21 protein-coding genes are annotated in these 21383 nt (G+C 70.1%); 5 read left to right on the forward strand and 16 right to left on the reverse strand.

Features of this window, described 5'->3' with window-relative positions:
* Positions 1-76: 76 nt before the first annotated feature.
* From OHS59_RS14410 to OHS59_RS14430, 5 genes are all read right to left on the reverse strand, one after another.
* Positions 77-2365: a putative bifunctional diguanylate cyclase/phosphodiesterase gene (locus OHS59_RS14410; RefSeq protein ID WP_328493796.1), complete on the reverse strand. Its 2289-nt coding sequence runs from the start codon at positions 2363-2365 to the stop codon at positions 77-79.
* Positions 2366-2627: 262 nt separating this feature from the next.
* A complete protein-coding gene (gene ligA / locus OHS59_RS14415) occupies positions 2628-4838 on the reverse strand; it encodes an NAD-dependent DNA ligase LigA (RefSeq protein WP_328499203.1) in 2211 nt (736 codons plus the stop codon).
* A 14-nt stretch (positions 4839-4852) separates the two neighbouring features.
* Positions 4853-5872: a methionine synthase gene (locus OHS59_RS14420; protein WP_328493797.1), complete on the reverse strand. Its 1020-nt coding sequence runs from the start codon at positions 5870-5872 to the stop codon at positions 4853-4855.
* Positions 5873-5939: 67 nt separating this feature from the next.
* Positions 5940-6638 (reverse strand): SDR family oxidoreductase, encoded by a 699-nt coding sequence (locus OHS59_RS14425; protein WP_328493798.1) that lies wholly within the window; start codon positions 6636-6638, stop codon positions 5940-5942.
* 25 nt (positions 6639-6663) lie between these two features.
* Positions 6664-7203: a TIGR00730 family Rossman fold protein gene (locus OHS59_RS14430; RefSeq protein WP_328493799.1), complete on the reverse strand. Its 540-nt coding sequence runs from the start codon at positions 7201-7203 to the stop codon at positions 6664-6666.
* A 173-nt stretch (positions 7204-7376) separates the two neighbouring features.
* Between OHS59_RS14430 and OHS59_RS14435 the strand changes: the two genes are divergently transcribed.
* On the forward strand, positions 7377-7709 hold the full coding sequence (locus OHS59_RS14435) for a DUF427 domain-containing protein (protein ID WP_328493800.1): 333 nt from the start codon (positions 7377-7379) through the stop codon (positions 7707-7709).
* Between the two features lie 41 nt (positions 7710-7750).
* On the opposite strand, the gene OHS59_RS14440 is transcribed toward OHS59_RS14435, so the two are convergent.
* Together OHS59_RS14440 and mnmA are read right to left on the reverse strand one after the other, a co-directional pair.
* Complete coding sequence (locus tag OHS59_RS14440) at positions 7751-8377, reverse strand: DUF6461 domain-containing protein (RefSeq protein ID WP_328493801.1); 627 nt, start codon at positions 8375-8377, stop codon at positions 7751-7753.
* Positions 8378-8429: 52 nt separating this feature from the next.
* Positions 8430-9560, reverse strand: a complete 1131-nt coding sequence (mnmA, locus tag OHS59_RS14445) for a tRNA 2-thiouridine(34) synthase MnmA (protein WP_328493802.1) — start codon at positions 9558-9560, stop codon at positions 8430-8432.
* 60 nt (positions 9561-9620) lie between these two features.
* Here mnmA and OHS59_RS14450 point away from each other — a divergent pair, with 60 nt between their 5' ends.
* Together OHS59_RS14450 and OHS59_RS14455 are read left to right on the forward strand one after the other, a co-directional pair.
* Complete coding sequence (locus OHS59_RS14450; protein WP_328493803.1) at positions 9621-10337, forward strand: N-acetylmuramoyl-L-alanine amidase; 717 nt, start codon at positions 9621-9623, stop codon at positions 10335-10337.
* A 160-nt stretch (positions 10338-10497) separates the two neighbouring features.
* A complete protein-coding gene (locus tag OHS59_RS14455) occupies positions 10498-10914 on the forward strand; it encodes a DUF1761 domain-containing protein (RefSeq protein WP_328493804.1) in 417 nt (138 codons plus the stop codon).
* A gap of 56 nt (positions 10915-10970) precedes the next feature.
* Here the strand turns inward: OHS59_RS14455 and OHS59_RS14460 are convergent, their stop codons facing one another.
* The 3 genes from OHS59_RS14460 to OHS59_RS14470 all read right to left on the reverse strand — a co-directional run bounded on the left by OHS59_RS14460 (position 10971) and on the right by OHS59_RS14470 (position 12830).
* A complete protein-coding gene (locus tag OHS59_RS14460; protein WP_328493805.1) occupies positions 10971-12140 on the reverse strand; it encodes a cysteine desulfurase family protein in 1170 nt (389 codons plus the stop codon).
* A 130-nt stretch (positions 12141-12270) separates the two neighbouring features.
* Positions 12271-12540 carry a DUF4190 domain-containing protein gene (locus OHS59_RS14465; RefSeq protein ID WP_328493806.1) on the reverse strand — a complete coding sequence of 90 codons (270 nt, stop codon included), beginning with the start codon at positions 12538-12540 and terminating at the stop codon, positions 12271-12273.
* A gap of 125 nt (positions 12541-12665) precedes the next feature.
* Positions 12666-12830 carry a hypothetical protein gene (locus OHS59_RS14470; protein WP_328493807.1) on the reverse strand — a complete coding sequence of 55 codons (165 nt, stop codon included), beginning with the start codon at positions 12828-12830 and terminating at the stop codon, positions 12666-12668.
* Positions 12831-12947: 117 nt separating this feature from the next.
* On the opposite strand from OHS59_RS14470, the gene OHS59_RS14475 reads away from it, so the two are divergent.
* A complete protein-coding gene (locus OHS59_RS14475; RefSeq protein ID WP_328493808.1) occupies positions 12948-13565 on the forward strand; it encodes a TetR family transcriptional regulator in 618 nt (205 codons plus the stop codon).
* A gap of 283 nt (positions 13566-13848) precedes the next feature.
* A complete protein-coding gene (locus OHS59_RS14480; RefSeq protein ID WP_328493809.1) occupies positions 13849-14067 on the forward strand; it encodes a hypothetical protein in 219 nt (72 codons plus the stop codon).
* 351 nt (positions 14068-14418) lie between these two features.
* On the opposite strand, the gene OHS59_RS14485 is transcribed toward OHS59_RS14480, so the two are convergent.
* The 6 genes from OHS59_RS14485 to OHS59_RS14510 form a co-directional block, all read right to left on the reverse strand.
* Entirely contained in the window at positions 14419-15279 is an 861-nt protein-coding gene (locus OHS59_RS14485; protein ID WP_328493810.1) for a thioesterase family protein, read from the reverse strand.
* A 73-nt stretch (positions 15280-15352) separates the two neighbouring features.
* Positions 15353-16015 (reverse strand): trimeric intracellular cation channel family protein, encoded by a 663-nt coding sequence (locus OHS59_RS14490; RefSeq protein ID WP_328499204.1) that lies wholly within the window; start codon positions 16013-16015, stop codon positions 15353-15355.
* Positions 16016-16087: 72 nt separating this feature from the next.
* Entirely contained in the window at positions 16088-17347 is a 1260-nt protein-coding gene (locus tag OHS59_RS14495) for an ABC transporter ATP-binding protein (protein WP_443061439.1), read from the reverse strand.
* Positions 17348-17370: 23 nt separating this feature from the next.
* Positions 17371-18468 (reverse strand): ABC transporter ATP-binding protein, encoded by a 1098-nt coding sequence (locus OHS59_RS14500; protein WP_328493812.1) that lies wholly within the window; start codon positions 18466-18468, stop codon positions 17371-17373.
* Positions 18465-19463, reverse strand: a complete 999-nt coding sequence (locus OHS59_RS14505; RefSeq protein WP_328493813.1) for an ABC transporter permease — start codon at positions 19461-19463, stop codon at positions 18465-18467. Before OHS59_RS14505 ends, OHS59_RS14500 begins: the two co-directional genes overlap by 4 nt.
* 117 nt (positions 19464-19580) lie before the next feature.
* Positions 19581-21368, reverse strand: a complete 1788-nt coding sequence (locus tag OHS59_RS14510) for an ABC transporter substrate-binding protein (protein WP_328493814.1) — start codon at positions 21366-21368, stop codon at positions 19581-19583.
* Positions 21369-21383: the final 15 nt, after the last annotated feature.

Below are 21383 nucleotides of genomic sequence, written 5' to 3' on the forward strand. Positions count from 1 at the left end.
GCCGAGGGCGGGTGAGTCCCACAGAGAACGCCCACCCGTCGAGGCACCTTGCACGGGCGGGCGGGCGGGAAAGTCCTTACTCGTCCCCCGCCGCCGCGGGCAACGCCGCCTTCGGCCGCTGCCACCCGCGCGACCCCCGCGCCAGCAACCACGCCGTGGCCTCCTCCGGAGGCATCGCCGCGGCGACGAGCCATCCCTGGACCGCGTCGCACCCGAGATCCCGCAGCCGCTCCCACGTCTCGTCGTCCTCGACGCCCTCCGCGACGACGAGCAGTCCGAGCGAGTGCGCGAGATCCACCGTGCACCGCACGATCTCGGCGTCCTCGGTGTCCACCGCGAGCCGCGCCACGAAGGAGCGGTCGATCTTCAGCTCGCTCACCGGCAGCCGCCGCAGATGCACCAGCGACGAGTACCCGGTCCCGAAGTCGTCGAGGGACATCTTCACGCCGTGCGCGGTCAGCGCCGCCAGGGTGTCCGCGGCCCGCTGCGGATCCTCCAGCAGAACGTGTTCCGTTATCTCCAGCTGAAGCGCCCCCGCGGGGACGCCGTGCCGGGCGAGCCGCGCGGCCACCGATCCCGCGAAGCCCGGGGTGTGCACGTCCCGGGGCGACACATTGACGGCGACCGGCACCCGAAGCCCCTGGGCACGCCAGCGCGCCACCTGCGCGAGCGCCGCCTCCAGTACGTACTCGGTCAGATGCGGCATCAGACCGGACGACTCGGCGATGGCTATGAACTCGTCCGGCGGCACCTTCCCGCGCTCGGGATGCACCCACCGTACGAGCGCCTCAAGACCGGCGACCTGCCCGTCGAACCGCACCTTCGGCTGGTAGTGCAGCTCCACGTCCCCCGCGTCGAGCGCCCGCCGCAGATCCCCCAGCAGCCCGAGCCGGTCGGGGGTGTTGGAGTCACGCTTGGACTCGTAGACCTCCACCCCCGTACGGTCCCGCTTCGCCTGGTACATCGCGACGTCCGCCCGTCGCAGCAGCCCTTCCGCGTCCAGCGCGTGGTCGGGGAAGACGGCGAGTCCGGCGCTGGCCTCCAGCACGAGCGTCAGCCCGTCGAGGTCGAGCGGCGATCCGAGCGCGGTCACGAGGCCTCGGGCGACCCGTGTCGCCGACGTCGTCGAGTCGGCGATGGGCAGCAGCACGGCGAACTCGTCCCCGCCCAGCCGCGCGGCCTCCGCCCCGCGCGGCAGCGCGATCCGCAGCCGGTCCGCTATCTGCAACAGCAGCCGGTCCCCGGCGAGATGCCCGAGGGTGTCATTCACGGACCGGAAGCGGTCCAGGTCGATCAGCATCAGAGCGGAACGCGCACCGATGCGTTCGGCGTCGTCCAGCGCCCGCCAGGTCCGTTCGAGCAGCCACTGCCGGTTGGGCAGTCCCGTGAGGGGATCACGCAGTTGCTCCTCGGCCCGGGCCCGCGCTATCCAGAGCGTGGAGTCGAGAGCGATGAGGGGCACGGCGAAGAGCGGCAGCAGTGCGGGGAGGGCGATGGCGACGACACAGATCAGTGGGGCGATACCGAGCAGGGCGACGGCGACGAGCCCCTGCCTGACCAGCGCCGTGCGGGCGACGGTCGGCAGTCCCGGCGTGCGCGGCGCGTGGAGGTACCAGAGCAGCGCGCGGCTCACGACGAGATACGCCCCGGCCGCCAACACCACCTGAGGCATCGTGAAAACGGTCCAGGTCTCCGGTTTCCAGGGCGTCTCGACGGACGGCACGCGGCCGAACGCGGCCAGCACCAGCGCCCCGGCACCGATGCCGAGGATGTCCACCGCGCCGTGCAGAATGCCCTGGCGCCAGCGGTGCCGGCGGGCTATGCCGACGAGCACGACCACGGTGAGGCTGACCATCCCGGCCGGCACCCACCCGTACAGCAGCAGGACGGCGAGGGTGAGGGCCGCTCCGGAACCCGTGCCTCCCCACCAGCGGGACCGGCCGAGCGCGACCAGATGACCGACGATGACACCGACCAGGACGGCCAGCGCCCAGCCGGCGGAGCCGGACGGGAAGAGCCCGTGATGGCCGGTGAAGGCGCGGTAGAAACCCGCTCCCAGCACGGCGCCTGCGGACCCGACGACCGCTGTGGGCAGCGCGGGCCAGGACACCGGCCGGTCGGCCTCCTGACCTGGCAGTTGGGAGTGGGATCCGGGGACGGCGGCGAGCCGGCCGTGGCCGCCCGCGACGGCGTGCTGTCCGGCCGCGTACCCCGGAACGCCGGATCGGTCCGCGGGCCTGGTGACCCCGAGGCCCGCCCCGAACTCCCGGCTTCGCTCCAGCAAGGGGTGCCCCCATCGCCGCATGCCGGTCATCCAGCGCGGGCGCAGCCGTGAGTCCGGGGCGGCGCTCTCGGTCGGTTCCATTCCCGTCCCTCTCACAGCCTGCGGTGCCCACGCCACGCGGCCCGATGCACGGCTGGTCCGGTCAGCGGCACCGCGTCTGAAAACCCTTCCCCCGACTCCTGAAGAGCAAGGGGGTGCCCCAACCGCAGCTGGGCACGGCAGGCGCAGACCTCAACAGTAGGCCGCAGAAGGCTTCTAAGGGCAGCGGTCGTCTACGGTTGCCCGAATGCGACCCGGCCGCCCCTATGCATCTGGTATGCGCCGAACGGGTGGTCTTCAACCGCTAGCCCTCGATCGGAAGTGCCGCTTCCGCCGCTGCCTCCGGTCCTTGTTCGAGCAGAACGGCGAAACCGTCCTCGTTCAGAACCGGCACTTTGAGCTGCATGGCCTTGTCGTATTTCGATCCAGGATTGTCACCTACGACAACGAAAGACGTCTTCTTCGAAACAGAACCGGTCACTTTCGCCCCGCGGCTCTGCAGTGCCTCTTTCGCCCCGTCGCGTGTGTGACGTTCCAGAGTGCCGGTGACGACGACGGTGAGCCCTGCGAGCGGGCGGGGTCCCTCGTCCTCGCCGGACTTCTCCTCCTCCATGCGGACACCGGCGGCCTTCCACTTACGGAGGATCTCCTGGTGCCAGTCCACCGTGAACCACTGCTTCAGCGAGGCGGCGATGGTGGGCCCGACGCCCTCCACGGCGGCGAGTTCCTCCTCCGTGGCCTGCTCGATGCGGTCGATCGAGCGGAACTCACGGGCCAGTGCCTCGGCCGCGACCGGGCCCACGTGCCGGATGGACAGGCCGGTGATGATCCTGGCCAGCGGGCGCTCCTTGGCCGCGGCGATGTTCTCCAGCATCGCGAGGGCGTTCTTCCTGGGCGCGCCCTCCTGGTTGGCGAAGACCGTGGCGATCTTCTCCTCGCCCGTCTTCGGGTCCCGCTTGGGCAGTCCGCTGTCCTGGTCGAGGACGTACGCCCGGATGGGCAGCAACTGCTCGATGGTCAGGTCGAAGAGGTCGCCCTCGTCCCCCAGGGGCGGCTGGGGCGGTTCCAGCGGCTTGGTGAGCGCGGCGGCGGCCACGTAACCGAAGTTCTCGATGTCCAGGGACTTGCGGCCCCCGAGGTAGAAGAGGCGCTCGCGCAACTGGGCCGGGCAGGTGCGGCCGTTGGGGCAGCGCAGGTCGATGTCGCCCTCCTTGGCGGGCGCCAGCGGTGTGCCGCACTCGGGGCATTCCGAGGGCATCACGAACGGCTTCTCGCTGCCGTCGCGCAGGTCGACGACCGGTCCGAGGATCTCCGGGATGACGTCACCGGCCTTGCGCAGCACCACCGTGTCGCCGATGAGGACGCCCTTGGCCTTGACCACGTCCTGGTTGTGCAGCGTCGCGAACTCGACCTCGGAACCGGCCACCGTGACGGGCTCCACCTGCGCGTACGGAGTGACGCGGCCCGTACGGCCCACGCCCACCCGGATGTTCACCAGCTTGGTGTTGACCTCCTCCGGCGCGTACTTCCACGCGATCGCCCAGCGCGGGGCGCGGGAGGTCGAGCCGAGGCGGCCCTGGAGGGGGATCTCGTCGAGCTTGACGACGACGCCGTCGATCTCGTGCTCCACGGAGTGGCGGTTCTCCCCGTAGAAGGCGATGAACTCCCGCACGCCGTCCAGGTCTTCGACGACCTTGCCGTAGCGGGTCGTCGGCAGGCCCCACTCGCGCAGCAGGTCGTACGCGTGCGAGAGGCAGTCGATGTCGAAGCCCTCGCGTGCGCCGATGCCGTGCACGACCATGTGCAGCGGGCGGGTGGCGGTGACGCGGGGGTCCTTCTGGCGCAGTGAACCCGCCGCCGCGTTGCGCGGGTTGGCGAAGGGCTTGTCGCCGGCCTCCACCAGGCGGGCGTTGAGCTCCTCGAACTTCTCCATCGGGAAGTAGACCTCGCCGCGGATCTCCACGAGGTCGGGGATGCGCTCACCGTGGAGGCGGTCGGGGATCTCCGCGATCGTACGGACGTTGGGCGTGATGTCCTCGCCCGTGCGGCCGTCGCCGCGGGTCGCCGCGCGTGTGAGACGCCCGTGCTCGTACGTGAGGTTGACCGCCAGGCCGTCGACCTTCAGCTCGCACAGGAAGTGGTACGCGGACGTGCCGACGTCCTTGGCGACGCGGTCGGCCCAGGCGGCCAGCTCCTCGTCGTCGAAGGCGTTGTCCAGGGAGAGCATGCGCTCGCGGTGCTGGACGGCCGTGAACTCCGTCGCGTACGCCCCCGCGACCTTCTGGGTCGGCGAGTCCGGGGTGCGCAGCTCCGGATACTCGTCCTCCAGGGCCTCCAGCGCACGCAGGAGCTTGTCGAAGTCCGCGTCGCTGACGACCGGCGCGTCCTTCACGTAGTACCGGAAGCGGTGCTCCTCGATCTGCTCAGCGAGCTGCGCGTGCTTCTCCCGTGCCTCGCTGGGCGCGGGCCCCGCAGCCGAAGCCGAAGCCGTCTGTGCGTCCTTGTCGCCGGCCACCGTGTCGTCCTCCGTCACTCTGGGTTGTCCGCGAGGGATCTCGCCGCCCGGACGCAGTGGGCGAGCGCCCTGCGCGCGTACTCGGGGGAGGCGCCCGCGAGGCCGCACGACGGGGTGAGCGTGACCGCGTCCGTGAGAAGCACCGGACTCAGCCCCAGCCTGCGCCACAGCGTCCTGACACCCATGACGCTACCGGCAGGGTCCGACAATGGACCGTCCGTGCCCGGCACGACACCGGCGAAGAGCCTGGTCCCCGCTTCCACGGCTTCTCCGATGACGTCGTCGTCACGTTCGGTGAGGAGCGCGAAGTCGAAGGAGACTGCGGTCGCTCCGGCCCTGCGCAGCAGCGCGAACGGCACGTCCTCGGCGCACGAGTGCACGACGGAGGGGCTGCCCTCCTGCACGCCGATCACGTCCCGAAGGGTCGCCTCGACGAGCTGCCGGTCGACGGCCCGGTGGGTGCGGTAGCCGCTCGCGGACCGCACGTGGCCGCGCAGTACGTTGATGAGTGAGGGTTCGTCGAGCTGCAGGACGATCTCGGCGCCGGGGATGCGGCGGCGTACGTCGGCGAGGTGCTCGCGCAGGCCCTCGGCAAGCGATCCGGCGAGGTCACGGCAGGCTCCGGGGTCGGAGAGCGCCACCTCGCCGTTGTGCAGTTCGAGGGACGCCGCGAGCGTCCAGGGGCCGACCGCCTGCACCTTCAGCGGCCCTTGGTAGCCCTGGGTGAACTCCTCCAGGGCGTCGAGGTCCTCGCCGAGCCAGGACCTGGCCCGCTTGGTGTCGCGGCCCGGCCGGTCCCCGAGACGCCAGCCGCTGGGCTCCACGCGCGCGTACAGCTCGGAGAGCATCCCGGCGGTCCGGCCGATCATGTCCGCGCCGGGGCCGCGGGCGGGCAGTTCCGCCAGGTACGGCATGCCCGTCTCGGGGCCCTCGAAGGTCCCGGCCACGCTCTTGGCGGTCTCCCGGGCGTCCCCGCCGGGCATCGACCCGATGCCGGTGGCGGGGCCGGGCCTGAACTCGCTGTTTTCGCTCACCCGGGCAGCCTACGGAACCCGCGGGGGTCCGGAACCCGTGGGAGGGGCCGCAGGTGCCGGGATCCGGTCAGCGTCCCGGGCGCACCGTCAGGTCGTTGACCTCGGCGTCCCTCGGCAGGTCCAGCGCCATGACGATGGTCGTGGCGACGGACTCGGGGTCGATCCACTTCGAGGGGTCGTACTCCTTGCCCTCCTGCTGGTGGACCTTGGCCTGCATGGCGCTGGCGGTGCGGCCCGGATAGACGGAGGTGACGCGGACCCCGTTGCCGTGCTCCTCGTGGCGCAGGGAGTCGGCGAGGGCCTTCAGCCCGTGCTTGGAGGCGGCGTACGCGGACCAGTCGCCGTACGCGTTGAGCCCGGAGCCGGAGTTGACGAAGACCACGTGGCCCTGGGCGAGCCGCAGTTGGGGCAGGAAGTGGCGGGTCAGCTCGGCGGGCGAGATGAGATTGACGTCGAGCTGGTGGCGCCAGGTCTTCGGGGTCAGATCGCCGACCCGTCCGAGGTCGATGACGCCCGCGATGTGCAGGAGCGAGTCCACCCGGTCGGGCAGCGTCTGGTGGGAGAACGCCCAGGACAGCCGGTCCGGGTCCGCGAGGTCGCCGACGAGGGTGCGGGCGCCGGGGAACTCGGCGGCCAGTTCCTTCGCGCGCCCCGCGTCGCGCGCGTGCAGCACGAGTTCGTCCCCGCGCGCGTGGAGGCGGCGGGCGACGGCCGCGCCGATGCCGGAGCCGGCCCCGGTGATCACATGAGTAGCCATGCCCGCCATGCTCGCATCAGCGGGCGCGCCCGTCTCACAGGGTGCCCCGGCTCTCCTCCAGGTACGCGAGCGCTCCCACGGCCTCCTCCGCGAAGAACACCAGATCGGTGAGCGGCACGGGCAGGAACCCCTCGGCCTCCATACGCAGGAACTGCTGCTTGAGACCGTCGTAGAAGCCGGCGGTGTTGAGCAGGACGACCGGCTTGTCGGTGTGTCCGTGCTTCTTCAGCTCCAGGATCTCGGTGGCCTCGTCGAGCGTGCCCGTCCCGCCGACCATGACGACGACGGCGTCGGCCTTCTCCAGGAGCAGCGCCTTGCGCTCCGCGAGATCCCGGGCGACGACCATCTCGTCCGCGCCCTTGCGTGCCTTGGCGACCAGGAACTCGACCGAGACGCCCACCAGTCGGCCGCCCGCCTCCTGCACACCGTCGGCGACGACCTTCATGAGCCCGACGTCGGAACCGCCCCACACGAGCGTGTGCCCGCCCTTGCCGAGCAGTTCGGCGAACTCGCGCGCGGGCCGCGTGTAGCGCTCGTCGAGATCGGCGGCGGAGAGAAAGACACAGATGTTCATGCGCACAATTTACGGGCCGTCTTCGGCACCCCGGGAGGGAAGAACACGACGGCGCCGAACGCTGTACCCGGAGAGAACGCGGCCGGGGCCCCGCCACGGCAGCGCACCCTCCACCCGTTCGACCTCTACCGCCGATGCACCTCTACCGAAGCACCTCTACCGAGGAGTGGAACGTGACCAAGGGCCATCACATCACCGTCGAGCAGGGCACCGAGCATGTCCGCGTGGTCCACGACGGCAAGGTGCTCGCCGACAGCACGCGCCCGCTGGTGCTGCGCGAGACGGGTCTCCCGCCGCGCTACTACATCCCGCCGGCGGACGTCCACGTGGACCTGCTGACCGCGTCGGACACCTCCACCCACTGCCCGTTCAAGGGAGACGCGTCCTACTGGTCCCTGCCGGACGCCCCGGACCTGGTCTGGGCGTACCCGGACCCGAAGCCGGAGGTGGCGGAGATCAAGGACCACTTCTGCTTCTACGAGGTGGAAACCGTCCCCGCGGACTGACCCCAGCCCGTCGACACCGCCTCGGCACCTGACGAGGCCGATCACCCGATCCCGGCGCTGCCGCAGCTGAAGGCGGCGTCGGCGAGACGGCTCGGCGTGAGGCGAACCTGCGTGAGGTGCTCGGCGAGGGCGAAAGCGGCCGGAACGGCCGGATCGCCGTCGAGGTCGTCGGCCGTGGCGGGCTCTTCCGGGAACGCGAAGCCGAGGCGGTGGATGACGTCCAGGAGTTCGTCCGGGCGGCCTCCGTGGCGTCGGCCGGCGTCACGGAGGCCGAACTGTAGGAGCCGGTCCGAGTTCTCGATCCAGAGGAACGAGCCGTCATAGTTGGCGTCGCTGTTGTCGTGGTGGGAGATCCAGCGGGTGCCCACCGAGGCAGGCAGCGCCTTCTCCTCGTCGACACCGTGCCAGCCGTTGGGCTCGACCATGAGGGTCCACGGGCCGATCGAGGTCATACCGAACAGCGTCCGCATGCCATTGGACGAGGCGTAGAAGTCGTGGGCGGCGTCGACCAGTTCGTTGATTCCGGTGCGTGCGGGTTCGGCTCGGCCTGCGAGCCGGTGCAGCAGCTCCGCCGGAGGGACCTCGTGGACGAGAGTGAGGCAGTAGGAGTCCGCGAGGTTCGAGAAACGTTCCTCGAACCACACGTAGTCGCCGGTGCGCACGGTCATACCCGTGATCCTCGCTCACACCACTGACATCCCCGGCCGACCGCGGCAGGCGTCAGACCGTCGCCGTCGCCGCTCGTGTCGTCGTCGCGATCGTCGCCGAGCCCACCACGCGCGTGTCCTCGTACAGGACGATCGCCTGGCCGGGGGCCACCCCGCGGACCGGCTCCGTGAAGGCGACCTCCAGGGTGCCGTCCACCAGTTCGGCCCGGACCTCGGTCTCGCCGCCGTGGGCGCGGAGCTGGGCCGTGTACGTGCCGGGGCCCGTCGGGGCCGCGCCGCACCAGCGGGGCTTGATGGCCGTCAGTGCGGAGACGTCCAGGGCGGCCACGGGACCGACCGTCACCGTGTTGTCGACCGGGGAGATGTCCAGCACGTAGCGCGGCTTGCCGTCGGCGGCCGGGGTGCCGATGCGCAGGCCCTTGCGCTGGCCGATCGTGAAGCCGTACGCACCCTCGTGGCTGCCCACGACCGCGCCCGACTCGTCGACGATGTCGCCCTCCGCCTTGCCCAGGCGCTTCGACAGGAAGCCCTGGGTGTCGCCGTCCGCGATGAAGCAGATGTCGTGCGAGTCCGGCTTCTTGGCGACGGCCAGGCCCCGGCGCTCGGCCTCCGCGCGGATCTCGTCCTTCGTGGTGAGCGTGTCGCCGAGGGGGAACATGGCGTGTGCGAGCTGGCGGTCGTCCAGCACCCCGAGCACGTACGACTGATCCTTGGCCATGTCGGAGGCCCGGTGCAGCTCGCGCGTGCCGTCCTCGTTCACCAGCACCTTCGCGTAGTGGCCCGTGCAGACCGCGTCGAAGCCGAGGGCGAGGGCCTTGTCCAGCAGGGCCGCGAACTTGATCTTCTCGTTGCAGCGCAGGCACGGGTTCGGGGTGCGCCCGGCCTCGTACTCCGCCACGAAGTCGTCCACCACGTCCTCGCGGAAACGCTCGGCGAGATCCCACACGTAGAACGGGATGCCGATGACGTCCGCGGCCCGGCGGGCGTCACGCGAATCCTCGATCGTGCAACAGCCGCGCGCGCCCGTGCGGAACGATTGCGGGTTCGCCGAGAGGGCGAGATGCACACCGGTCACGTCGTGCCCGGCTTCCGCGGCACGGGCGGCGGCGACGGCGGAATCCACGCCACCGGACATGGCGGCCAGTACGCGGAGGGGGCGAGGGCGCTGCGAGGTCTCAGTCATAACCCCTCAAGGGTACGGGTCCCCGGGAACCGGAGCCCGCGAGTATCCGTTGAAGATCGCATGGGGGAGACCACGAACGACTCGGACCGGCGCATCGGGCGCCGCGCGCTGCTCATCGGCGGGGCCGCGGCCGCCGTCGGCACCGCCGTGCTGGCCCGGGACGAGCTGGGGCGTCTGTGGTGGCGCACGCCGGGCGTGGAGAAGCCCCGCAAGGAGGGCGAGGTCGACTTCGGGGGCGCGAGCTGGGTGGCGGCGTCCTCGGCGAACTGGCGGCGGGCGGACCGGCCGGACGACTTCGGCATAGACCGCGTGATCATCCATGTCACGCAGGGCAGCTTCAAGAGCGCGGTGAAGGTCTTCCAGGATCCGGGCCACGGCGCCGCCGCGCACTACATCGTCGGCAAGGACGGCCGCATCACCCAGATGATCCGCGAGCTGGACGTGGCCTTCCACGCGGGCAACCGCGAGTTCAACGAGCGCAGCGTCGGCATCGAGCACGAGGGCTTCGTCGACCGGCCGGAAGACTTCACGGACGCCATGTACGAGGCTTCGGCCCGGCTCAGCGCGCGAATATGCGCCCGTTACGACATCTCCGTCGACCGGGAGCACATCATCGGGCACGTCGAGGTACCGGGCACCGACCACACCGACCCCGGTCCGCACTGGGACTGGGACCGGTACATCCCCATGGTGCGCGCGGCAGCGAAGCGGGAGGCCGGGCGGACGGCCTCCCCGACGGCCACCCCCACGGCCGAGCCGACCACGCGCGGCGCGTAACCAGGCAGGCAGACAGGAAGCCAGGCAGGAAGCCAGTTCCGCACTCTCCCGAAGAACTCCCCGCACTCCCCCGAGAAGCGGCCACAACCTGTCCTGTACCTCGCGGAGACTCCTGTCCCGGCGGTCACACGGGCCGCTCGTTCGTCGCAAGGAGTTGCGCGTGTTCTCCGTTCTCGCCGACATCAACTGGCTGTCCGTCGCCATGGCCGCCGTGGCATCGGTCCTGCTCGCCGGCGTGTGGTTCGCGGTCGTGATCGCCAAGCCGTACGCCGTCGCCCTCGGCCGCGAAGGCGCCCCGGCGCCCGCGGCGACGGCGGTCACCATGGCGGGTCCTCCGGTGTGTCTCCTGTTCACCGTTCTGACCAGCGCCGTGCTCGTCGAGGCCCTCGACATCACCGGCATCGGTGACGCCGTGGTCTTCGGGCTCCTCGTCGGCGTCGGCTATCTCGGCGCGATGACCTTCCAGATCGCCATCAACCCGAACTTCCCGCGCCCGCTCTACTACGGCGTCCTCAACGCGCCGTTCTTCGTGATCACTAGCGTGCTCGGCAGCGTCGTCCTGGTCTCGATGCGCTAGCGGGCCGGGGCGGGCGACCGGACAGGTAGGACCGGACAGGCACGACCGGACAGGTCCTAGCTGAGTCCCGCCGTCCGGGCCCGCTCCACCGCCGGGCCGATCGCCTTGCCGACCGCCTCGACGTCCGCCTCCGTCGAGGTGTGGCCGAGGGAGAAGCGCAGGGTGCCGCGGGCCAGGTCGGGGGCGGTGCCGGTGGCGAGGAGCACATGGCTGGGCTGGGCCACGCCGGCCGTGCACGCGGAGCCCGTGGAGCACTCGATGCCCTGGGCGTCGAGCAGCAGGAGCAGCGAGTCGCCCTCGCAGCCGGGGAAGGTGAAGTGGGCGTTCGCGGGCAGGCGGCCCCCCTCCGCCGGGTCGCCGCCGAGGATCGCGTCCGGAACGGCCGCGAGGACCGAGTCGACCAGGTCGTCGCGCAGCGAGCCGATCTCACGGGCGAACCACTCCCGCTGCTCGGCGGCCGTGCTGCCCGCCACGGCGAACGCGGCGACGGCGGGCACGTCCAGGGTGCCGGAGCGCACATGGCGCTCCTGGCCGCCACCGTGCAGGACCGGAACAGGGCTGTACTCGCGGCCGAGCAGCAGCGCCCCGATGCCGTACGGGCCACCGATCTTGTGCCCCGAGACGGTCATCGCGGCGAGTCCCGAGGCGCCGAAGTCGACGGAGACCTGACCGAAGGCCTGGACGGCGTCCGCGTGCAGCGGGATCCCGAACTCCCCTGCCACGTCGGCGAGTTCGCGGACCGGCATGATCGTGCCGATCTCGTTGTTCGCCCACATGACGGTCGCGAGGGCGAGGTCGTCGGGGTTGCGGGCGATGGCCTCGCGCAGGGTCTCCGGGTGGACGCGGCCGTACCGGTCGACCGGGAGGTACTCGACGGTGGCGCCCTCGTGCTCGCCGAGCCAGTGGACGGCGTCGAGGACGGCGTGGTGTTCGACGGGGCTGGCCAGGATCCGGGTGCGGGCCGGGTCGGCGTCGCGGCGGGCCCAGTACAGGCCCTTCACGGCGAGGTTGTCGGCCTCGGTGCCGCCGGAGGTGAAGACCACCTCGCTGGGGCGGGCGCCCAGGGCGTCCGCCAGTGTCTCGCGGGACTCCTCGACCGTCCGGCGGGCGCGACGGCCGGCGGCGTGCAGGGAGGAGGCGTTGCCCGTGACGGCGAACTGGGCGGTCATTGCCAGGGCCGCCTCCGGGAGCATGGGGGTGGTCGCGGCGTGGTCGAGGTATGCCATGGTGCGCCCGATTCTAGAGCCCGCCGTCCTCCGACTCGGTCGGGCGGGGGCCGTTCACGCCCGACCCCGGCGCGTACCGGCCTCGGAGGCTCGGCGCGTACCGGTCCCGGAAGCTCGGCGCCTACCGGTCTCAGAAGCTCCAGGACAGGGTGCTGTCCGCCGACATGAAGGCGACCAGGACCACCAGGTCGGCGACGCCCAGGCCGAGCCCGAGGAAGGCGCGCCCGCGGCGGGTGGTGCCCCGGAGGAGGGCCGCAGAGGCCAGGATGATGGCGACGGGGCCCAGGAAGACGTTCAGGGCGAGCAGGCCGACGAGGCCGAGGATGAACGACGCGACGGCCATACCGTCGGCGTCACGGGCGGCGCTCCGGTTCCGCGGGGCGGCGGTGGTGAGTTCCATGTGTCTGCTCCCAGCAGGCAGTCGTGCGTGGACGGATCGACAGTTCGGTCGGACGCGCGCGGGCCGGTCGGACGCGTCGGTCGTATGCGGCCGGTCGTACGCGGCCGGGCGGCGTGGCGGCCGGTTCAGCCGGAGGTCTCGCGACGTCGGCCGTGGCGCTCGCGGATCGCGAAGACGGCCAGCCAGACGCCGATGACCACGGCGGCCACGACGGAGAAGGAGAGCGGCGCGTGGGCCACGGTGCCCAGCACGACACCCAGCAGCAGGAGCGCCGCGACGAGGATCAGCATGAGTCGCCTCTCGTGGAAGATTCGGTGAACGCTTGTAGGTACAGTTGTTCACTGACTCCAAAGTCTAACCTGTTGGGCGACTTTCCCATTACAGAGAACGGTTGTTTACTGCATGGCATGAGTCACACGCTCGGCGTCCGACAGGCCCAGAAACAGAAAACCCGACAGGCGTTCCTGGACGCCGCGTTGGGCCTGCTGGAGGAGCAGAGCCTCAGCAGCCTGGGGCTGCGCGAGGTCACCCGGGCCGTCGGTGTCGCCCCGACCGCCTTCTACCGGCACTTCCACTCGACAGCGGACCTCGGTGTCGCCCTGGTCGAGGAGGCGCTGGGCAGCCTGCACCCGATGATCTCCGGCACGGTGTCCGCGTCCGGCGACAGCGACGAACGCATAGACCGGGCCGTCGCCCTGATCGCCCGTCATGTGCGTGAGCACCCCGCGCACATCCGGTTCATCGCCCGTGAGCGCAACGGCGGGGTGCAGAAGGTCCGGGCCGCGATCGCGGAACAGATGGACCGGTTCACCGACGAGGTGAAGGCCGAGCTGGCCAAGCAGCCCGAGTCGGCCGGCTGGAGCGACGGCGATCTGCTGATGCTCGCCGGGCTGTACGTCGACCAGATGCTGATGACCGCCAGTACGTTCCTGGAGGCGGCCCCGGCGGAACAGGACCGGGTGGCGCGGGTCGCCAGGCGCCGGATGCGGCTGATCAGCATCGGCCGCCGCCACTGGCTGGGCTGACACCCGGCCCCTCCATCGACGGCCCCGCCCGCGCGAAGGGCGCGTACGACGGTCCCGTACGCGCCCTGAGTCCTGCTCCGCCCTGAGTCTTGCTCCGCTCCGAGCCTCGCCCCCAGTGAGCCCTGCGCGCCCCTAGCCCTGAGCCTGCCGGCTCTGCTGCCCCTGACCCTGCGGACCGCCGCCGGGGCCGCAGCCGCCGCCCTGGCCGCCCCCCTGTCCGCCGGGTCCGCCGCTCGGCGCACCGGACGGCATCCCGGAGGGCGCACCCGATGGAGCCTTCCCCGTGGCCGCGCCCGACGGCGCTCCCGAGGGCGCCCCGGACGGCATCCCCGACGGGGCCCCGCTCGGCCACCCAGAGGCGCCGCCGCTCGGCGCGCCCGACGGTGGCCGGCAACTCGACTGCGCCGACGTGCCGTTGCCGTCGCCCGACGAGGAGTCGCCCGAGCCGCAGGCCGTCAGCAGGAGTGGCGCGAGGGCCAGCAGGGCGACGGCGGGAACGTGACGTACACGCTTCATGAGAGCAGCTCCGTTGGGTGAAATGCATGGGATCAGTCTGAGAAACGCATGCAACCAACCGCTCATGGGCCCCGCTTGGGCCCGCGCTGTGCCCCACCTGTGGTTAGGGCAAAGGACGGCTCAACTCCCCCGCCACATCGGCCCGTACAGCTCCGTGCGAGCAACGGCCGCGCCTCGCCCACCATCCCGCACGCGGGCCGCGCGACGACCCGGTCGCCGGTCCCGTCGTCCTCGGGCGGCTCGGTGAGCAGCCGGTCGGACTTCACACCCTCAGAGTACGAAGATCAGGCCCGCCGTGGAGATCGAGCAGGGGCGGGAGACCGGCCGGGTACGGAGATCAGCCGAGCCGCACCCTGGCCAGCTGGCGGGACTGCGCGACGAGTCGGTCCGCGCTGTCCCAGACCTCGGCGTCCTCCTCCAGGAAGCCGCCCGCGAGGTTGCGGGTGGTGATGGAGACCCGCAGCGGGCCCGGCGCCGGACGGCTGCGCACGTGCACGGTCAGCTCGACGGTGGGCACCCAGCCGGTCAGGCCGAGTTCGAAGGCGGTCGGCGGCAGCGCGTCCACCGCGAGGAGCAGCGAGAGGGGGTCGGCGTCACGGCCGTCGGCGAGGCCGAACCAGGCGCGCATCTCGCCCCTGCCGGACGGCGATCCGAGGGCCCAGCCGAGCGTGCCCGGGTCGAGCTTGAGCATCAGCCGGTCGGCGATGGCGGAGCTGCCGGGGACGGGGGCGGGGCTGTCGTCGGGCCCGAAGCACTGGTCGACCGGCGGGATCGCGGGCGGCTTCGCGGTCGTACGGACGTCGTCGGGCAGGTCCGCGAGGTCCCCGTACGAGGCGAGTACGCGGATCCGCTCGACCTCGCGGCCCGCGTCGTCGTACTGGAACAGGGACGCCTGGCCGGTGGAGAGGGTGCGACCGGCGCGTACGACGTCGGTGCGCACGACCGCCGGGCCCGGGTGGGACGCGGTCAGGTAGTGCGCGGAGATCGTGAACGGGTCGGGGTGCGGCAGTGCGTCCGCGAGTGCGCGGCCCAGGACGGCGAGGAGGTAGCCGCCGTTGACGGCGTTGATGATCGTCCACCCGGCGGACAGGTCGATGTCGTAGACGCCGGGTTCGCGTCGGGTGACCGCGGTGTCGCGGTCGAACTCGCTGTCGCCGATCCTGGTCCGCAGCGCGTGCGCGGAAGCTGCTTCTGACATGCGTGAACGGTACAACAGGTAATTACTAAGCGGTAGCTTTTGCTGTTTCGATCACATGAACGCGAGCCTGGCCTCACTCCTGGACCTCGACCGCCGTCGAGCGCCGGTGCCACGCCCGGGGCGCGCGCCAGTGGTAGCGCATCGCGAGCAGCCGCAGCGCGAAGGCGGTGATGACGGCGAGCCCCGAGGTGAAGGGGCTCAGCACGTCGTAGCGGATGCACAGGACGACCATCGTGGCGCCGACGATGGCGGGCACGGCGTACAGGTCGCGGTCCCAGCGCAGCAGCGACGGCACCTCGTTGGCGAGGACGTCCCGCAGCACACCGCCACCGACGGCCGTGGCGAGGCCGAGGGTCGCGGAGGCGGTGAGGCCGAGCCCGTACTCGTACGCCTTCGTCGTGCCGGAGACGCAGAAGAGGCCGAGGCCGGCCGCGTCGAAGACGTTCACCCCGAGCTGGATCCGCTCCACCTCCGGGTGGAGGAAGAACACCAGCAGGGTGGCGAGGAACGGGGTGAGGAAGTACCCGAGGTCCGTGAAGGCCGCGGGCGGCACGGCCCCGATGATCAGGTCCCGGAACAGGCCGCCGCCCAGCGCGGTGACCTCCGCGAGGACGGCGATGCCGAAGACGTCGAAGTTCTTGCGCACGGCCAGCAGCGCGCCGGAGATCGCGAAGAAGAAGATGCCGACGAGTTCGAGGGTGTGCTGGACGGAGGGAGTGAAGAGTTGCTGGAGCACCTCTGTATTCTCACCCAGCACACAGCCCCCGCCTTACATTGCAAGGCGGGGGCTCGGTGTTACTTGTCTTACTTACTTCTCCTCGGCGGGAGTCTCCGGCGCGGTCTTCGTGACCGGAGTGTCCGTGACGGTCTTCGTGACCGGCGTCTCCGCGGCGGTGGTGTCCGCGACCTCCGCGGCCACCGCGGCCGAGGTCGCCGCGGACTCCGCGAGGACCTCGTCGGCCACCAGCTCCGCCGCCTGCTTCGCGACGGTCAGCAGCACGGTGTCCTGCGGTGCCTGGTCCTCGAAGTTCTCCGGGTGGTGGCAGGCGACCTGCTGACCGGGCTTCAGCTCCAGGAGCGGCGGCTCGGTGGTCGTGCAGATCTGCGTGGCCTTCCAGCACCGCGTGTGGAAGCGGCAGCCGCTCGGCGGTGAGATCGGCGAGGGCACGTCTCCCTGGAGCAGGATGCGCTCGCTCTTGGCCGACTTGCGCCGCGGGTCCGGGATCGGCACGGCCGACATGAGCGCCTTGGTGTACGGGTGCATCGGCGCCTTGTACAGCGAGTCGCGGTCGGCCAGCTCGACGATCTTGCCGAGGTACATCACGGCGATACGGTCCGAGACATGGCGTACGACGGACAGGTCGTGCGCGATGATCACGTACGTGAGGCCGAGCTCCTGCTGGAGGTCGTCCAGCAGGTTCACCACCTGCGCCTGGATCGACACGTCGAGCGCGGAGACCGGCTCGTCCGCCACGACCATCTTCGGGTTGAGCGCGAGCGCGCGGGCGATACCGATGCGCTGGCGCTGGCCGCCGGAGAACTCGTGCGGGTAGCGGTTGTAGTGCTCGGGGTTGAGCCCGACCACCGACAGCAGCCGCTGCACCTCCTTCTTGATGCCGCCCTCGGGCGTGACGCCCTGGAGCTTGAAGGGGGCGCTGATGATCGTGCCGATGGTGTGGCGCGGGTTCAGCGACGAGTAGGGGTCCTGGAAGATCATCTGGACGTCACGGCGCATCGGGCGCATCGCGCCGACCCCGAGGTGCGTGATGTCCTTGCCCTCGAACTCGACCTTGCCCGCGGTCGGTTCGAGGAGCCGCGTGATCAGCCGGCCCATCGTCGACTTGCCACAGCCGGACTCGCCCACGACACCCAGGGTCTCGCCGGACTTGACCTCGAAGTCGAGGCCGTCGACCGCCCGCACCGCGCCGACCTGCCGCTGGAGCAGGCCCTTGCGGATCGGGAAGTGCTTCTGCAGCCCGGTCACCTTCAGGAGCGTCTCGCCGGGAGCGGCGTCCCTGGTGAGGGTCGCACCGGCGGCCACGCCGTCGCGCTGTGCGGGGTTGGCCACTGGTTTGTCCTCTGCTTTGTCACTCACAGCTTCGGCGCAATCTCTTCGGTCCAGATCCGTTCCCGCTGCTCCTGCGTCATGTGGCAGGCGGCCCAGTGCTGACCGCCGACCTGGGCCAGCTCGGGGCGGACCGTGCGGGTGACGTTGTCCTTGGGGACGTCCGCGTACGAGCAGCGCGGGTTGAAGGCGCAGCCCGACGGAAGGTTGATCAGCGAGGGCGGGGAGCCCTTCACCGGGATCAGCCGCTCCGTCTGCTCGCGGTCGAGCCGCGGCATCGAACCCAGCAGGCCCCAGGTGTAGGGGTGCTTGGGCTCGTAGAAGACCTTCTCGGCCGGACCCCGCTCGATGCAGCGGCCTCCGTACATCACCAGGATGTCGTCGGACAGTTCGGCGACGACGCCCAGGTCGTGGGTGATGACGATGACCGCGGAGCCGAACTCCTTCTGCAGGTCCCGGATGAGGTCGAGGATCTGCGCCTGGACGGTGACGTCCAGGGCGGTCGTCGGCTCGTCCGCGATCAGCAGCTCGGGGTTGTTGACCAGCGACATCGCGATCATCGCGCGCTGGCGCATACCGCCGGAGAACTCGTGCGGGTAGCTGTCCACCCGCTTGTCCGGCTGCGGGATGCCGACGCGGTCGAGCATCTCGACGGCCCGGTTACGGGCCACCTTCTTGGTGACCTTGTGGTGGATGCGGTACGCCTCCACGATCTGCTGGCCGATCGTGTAGTACGGGTGCAGCGCCGACAGCGGGTCCTGGAAGATCATCGCCATCTCTCGGCCACGCAGCTTGCGCACGTGGTCGGGGTCGGCGGTGAGCAGTTCCGTGCCGTCCAGCCAGATCTCGCCGGAGATCTGGGCCTTGCGCTTGCCGTACTGGCCGGTCGTGTGCAGGCCCATGATGCCGAGCGAGGTCACCGACTTGCCCGAACCCGACTCGCCCACGATGCCGAGGGTCTTGCCCTTCTCCAGCGAGAAGCTGAGCCCGTCGACGGACTTGACCAGCCCGTCGTCGGTCGGGAAGTGCACCTTGAGGTCGCGGACTTCGAGGAAGGCGGAGGGCGTGTGCGAGTCCTTGACGGGCTCACCCACCGCTGCTCCGCTCTTGCTGAGTTCGGTCATGAGAGCCTCACTCGGGGGTCGATCACGGCGTACAGCAAGTCGACCAGCAGGTTCGCGATGATCACCGCGAGCGAGGTGATCAGCGTGACGCCCAGGATGACGGGCAGGTCCTTGTCGCTGATCGCCTTGAGGACGGCCTGGCCGAGGCCGGGAAGGCTGAAGGTGGTCTCGGTGAGGATCGCGCCACCGATCAGCGCACCGAGGTCCATGCCGAGCATGGTGAGGATCGGCGTCATGGTGGAACGCATCGCGTGCTTTCCGATAACGACGGGTTCGGTCAGGCCCTTGGCGCGGGCCGTCCGGATGTAGTCCTCGCCCAGGACCTCCATCATGGTGGCTCTGGTGATGCGGGCGTACATCGCGGCGTACAGGAAGGCCAGCGTGATCCAGGGGAGGATCATGCCGCCGAACCAGCCGGTGAAGCTCTCTTCGAGGGGGACGTAGCTGCCGTCGATCCAGCCCAGTCCGTAGCTGAAGATCGCCAGCGACAGCATGCCGGTGAAGTAGATGGGGAGCGAGACGCCACCGAGGGCGATGATCATCGCGCCACGGTCCCAGAAGGAACCGCGCTTGAGCGCCGAGAGCACACCCGCGGCCACACCGAAGATGAGCCACAGGAAGGCGGCACCGAGCGCGAGACCCAGGGTCACCGGGAAGCGGTCGGTGAGCACCGGCCAGATGGCCTGCTCGCTGCGGAAGGAGTAGCCGAAGCAGGGCGCCGCGCACTGCGTGACGTCGCCGCCACCCGAGTACGTGCGGCCTACGAAGATGCCTTTGAAGAACTCCCAGACCTGGGCGAAGATCGGATCTGCCAGACCGAGCTTCTGCCGCACGGCCTCGATGGCCGCAGGGTCCGCCTGCTTGCCGACGAACATCGTGGCCGGGTCCACGCCCGCCCAGCGGGGGACGAGGAAGAAGATGCAGAAGACCACCAGAATGATGATCACCAGCATCACTGCGGCGGCGAAAAGCCGCCTGATGAGGTATGCGAGCACTGCTCTCGGCCCGGCGGCGGGGCCGCGGGCCACCGGAGGTCGTCCGGTGGCCCGCGGGTCACGCCGCGCCGGCCTTCACCTGCCTTTCGTGCCGTATGGCGGGTGCGCCGGTCGGTGTTACTTCTTCAGGCCGAGGTTGACGAAGTCGTACTGACCGCTGTAGCCGTCGGTCGTGTAGACGTTCGCCAGTCGGTTGGAGCGCCAGTTGATGAACTTCTCGAAGACGAAGGGCAGGTAGTAACCGCCCTCCATGACCTTGTGGTTGATCTCCGTGGAGATCTCGGCCTTCTTCGTGCTGTCGAGCTCCTTGGTGTAGCTGTCAAAGAGTCCGTCGATCGTCTTGTCCTTGATCAGGGCGAAGTTGTTGTTGCCGCTCTCAAGGATGTAGTCGCCGCTCCACAGGGGCAGGCCGTAACCCTGGACGCTGGGGAAGTCCGGGCCCCAGCCCATGATGATGATGCCGTAGCCCTTCTTCTTCACGTTCGAGGGGCTACCGATGATGCCGGTGGTCTGGGCACCGTCGAACTGCTCGATGTCGACGGTGATGCCGACCTTCTTCAGCGACGCCTGGAGGGACTCGGCCGTGGCCACCTCGACCGGCTTGTTGTTACGCACCGCGATGGTGGTCTTGAAGCCGTTCGGCTTGCCGCAGGCCTTGAGCTCTTCCTTGGCCTTGGCGACGTTGCCGTTCTTGTTCGTCGTCGCCGACTCGTACGGGTCGTACTTCTGACCCTCGGAGCCCGGGACCGACGGCGGCAGCATGTTGGTACCGATGTCACCACCGGCGACCGGGCCGCCACGAGCGGTCTGGAGCGACTCGTGGTCGGCACCGTAGATCACGGCCTTGCGGCAGTGCTCGTTGTCGAACGGCTTGACGCTCTGCGGGAAGACCGCGTAGCGGATGTAGCCGGAGACCGGGTTGTCCAGGTTGGCCTTGTGCTGCTTCAGGGCGGTGGTGCGGCCCTGCGGGGAGAGACCGGTCTGGCCGATGTCAAGGTCGAAGTCGCCCTTGATCAGGCGCTGGTCCATGTCATTGGCGTTGGTGAAGAAGTCGACCGTGATCTTGTCCGGGTACGCCTTGCGGATCGGGTCCGAGGACTCTTTCCACTCGGTGTTGCGGACGAGCACGATGCCCTTGCTCGGCGTGTACGACTGGAACTTGTACGGGCCGGACGAGAAGGGCTTCAGGCCGTACTTGGACTTGGTGTCCTTGTCCTGGCGGACCGGGGACGCCGAGGTCAGCGCGAGCATCTCCTCGAAGTCCGAGTTCGCCTCGGGCAGCTTGAAGATGATCGTCTTGTCGTCGGGCGTCTCGATCGCCTTCAGGCCGAGCTTGTCCGCGGACTTGTCCTTGTACGGGCCCTTGTACTCCTTCTTCGGGTCCAGGACCTGCTGAAGGTAGATCGGACCGCCGGAGAGCACGTCCTGCGCCCACGCGCGCTCGATGCCGTACTTGACGTCCTTCGAGGTGATGGGCTTGCCATCCTCCCAGGTCGACCCGGCACGCAGCGTGTACGTGTAGGTCTTGCCGTCGTCCGAGACCTTCGCGGTGTCCTCGGCGAGGTCCGGCGTGACCTTGGCACCGTCGGCGCCCGGCTTGGTCGCGTTGGTGACCAGCTGGCGGCTGTAGTACCGGGAGAAGTTCCACATGAAGCCGTAGTAACCGCGGGTGGTGTCCCACGAGTCGGCATCCTGGGCGCCCGCGAACTTCAGCGTGCCGCCCTTCTTGGCGAGGGAGGCCTGGGCGACCTTGTTGTTCGCGGCGTCGAAGCCGGCCGCGCCGGTCTTCGAACCGCCCCCGTCGTCGTTGCCGCCGCCGCACGCCGCCGTGGACAGCAGTGCAGCGACCACGGCTGCGGCGGCCACGGCCTGCTTGCGCCGCCCTGTGGTGCGTTGGGTACTCACTCGGATCCTCCGATA

It is taken from the genome of Streptomyces sp. NBC_00414 (assembly GCF_036038375.1).
In the GTDB taxonomy this organism is placed as follows: domain Bacteria; phylum Actinomycetota; class Actinomycetes; order Streptomycetales; family Streptomycetaceae; genus Streptomyces.